We start from the raw sequence: 1,774 nt of genomic DNA, 5'->3' as shown, positions 1-1,774 counted from the left end.
CGTCCGAATCCGTGTGACGCCCGGCGGCGGCGGCCGCTTGGGGCCGGTTCACGCAAATGGCGGGCGGAAAGGCACGTTCCCCTGTTGGGAAAAATTCGTTCGTGGGGCTGGCCCCAGAAGGGCCGATCGCCGCGTCATGCTCGTTGCGAATACGTCGAGAATTCGCTTCGTCGCATTCCTTGCGCTCGGCGCTTCTGGGGGCCAGCGCAAGCCCGTTATTCGCGTGAACAGGCCATAAGCCCCGCTTAAGGCTGATTAAGCCTCCTTTAAGTCAGGGTCGTTACGCTGCGTCTTAACAAAGAGGAGGTCCTACGATGAACACCCGATTTCTTGCGCGCGGCGCCGTCGCGGTCGCCGTGGCGGCCGCCCTGTCCGCCGCTTATGTCGCCGGCACCCACCGTGCCGATCCGCAGATCATCACGCCGGCGCAGGCCGCCGCGCTGATGCCGGCCGAAGCGGCTGCCAAGACCGGCATCCCCGATTTCTCCGGGCTCGTCGAGACCTATGGCCCGGCGGTCGTGAACATCAGCGCGAAGCACGTCGTGAAGCAGGTGTCGCGACGCATGCAGCAGCCGCAGCTGCCGATCGATCCGAGCGACCCGTTCTACCAGTTCTTCAAGCATTTCTACGGGCAGGTGCCGGGCATGGGCGGCGACGCGCAGCCGGACGACCAGCCGAGCGCGAGCCTCGGTTCCGGGTTCGTGATCAGCTCCGACGGGTACATCCTCACCAATGCGCACGTGATCGACGGCGCGAACGTCGTGACGGTCAAGCTGACCGACAAGCGCGAATACAAGGCGAAGGTCGTCGGCTCGGACAAGCAGTCCGACGTCGCGGTGCTGAAGATCGACGCGAGCGGCCTGCCGACCGTGAAGATCGGCGACCCGGCGCAGAGCAAGGTCGGCCAGTGGGTCGTCGCGATCGGTTCGCCGTACGGCTTCGACAACACGGTCACGTCGGGCATCATCAGCGCGAAGTCGCGCGCGCTGCCGGACGAGAACTACACGCCGTTTATCCAGACCGACGTGCCGGTGAACCCCGGCAACTCGGGCGGCCCGCTGTTCAACCTGCAGGGCGAGGTGATCGGGATCAACTCGATGATCTACTCGCAGACGGGCGGCTTCCAGGGCCTGTCGTTCGCGATCCCGATCAACGAGGCGATCAAGGTCAAGGATGAGCTGGTCAAGACGGGCCACGTGAGCCGCGGCCGCCTCGGCGTCGCCGTGCAGGGGCTGAACCAGACGCTCGCGAGCTCGTTCGGACTGCAGAAGCCGGACGGCGCGCTCGTCAGCTCGGTCGACGCGAACGGCCCGGCCGCGAAGGCAGGCCTGCAGCCGGGCGACGTGATCCTGTCGGTCAACGGTTCGCCGGTTGCCGATTCGACGTCGCTGCCCGCGCAGATCGCGAACCTGAAGCCGGGTTCGAAGGCCGACCTGCAGATCTGGCGCGACAAGTCGAAGAAGACGATCAGCGTGACGCTTGGCGCGATGGCCGACGCGAAGCTCGCGTCGAATGACGGCGGGCCGGTCGAGCAGGGGCGCCTGGGCGTCGCGGTGCGTCCGCTGTCGCCGCAGGAGCGCAGCGCCGACAACCTGTCGCACGGCCTGATCGTGCAGCAGGCCGGCGGGCCGGCCGCCAACGCGGGCATCCAGCCCGGCGACGTGATTCTCGCGGTCAACGGCCGCCCGGTCACGAGCCCCGAGCAGTTGCGCGACGCGGTCAAGGGCGCGGGCAACAGTCTTGCTCTGCTGATCCAGCGCGATAATGCACAGAT

Annotated in this window: 1 protein-coding gene; it reads left to right on the top strand. The window is 67.0% G+C overall.

Features of this window, described 5'->3' with window-relative positions; all coding sequences use genetic code 11:
• Nucleotides 1–314 precede the first annotated feature (314 nt).
• The coding region (locus JYJ84_RS35830) for a DegQ family serine endoprotease (protein WP_205190223.1) at nt 315–1,774 on the top strand (1,460 nt) is incomplete at its 3' end.

Source organism: Burkholderia sp. LMG 13014 (assembly GCF_905232215.1).
GTDB lineage: Bacteria > Pseudomonadota > Gammaproteobacteria > Burkholderiales > Burkholderiaceae > Burkholderia.
The sequence above is the reverse complement of the archived record's forward strand: the minus strand, read 5'-3'. Positions and strand labels throughout refer to the sequence as shown.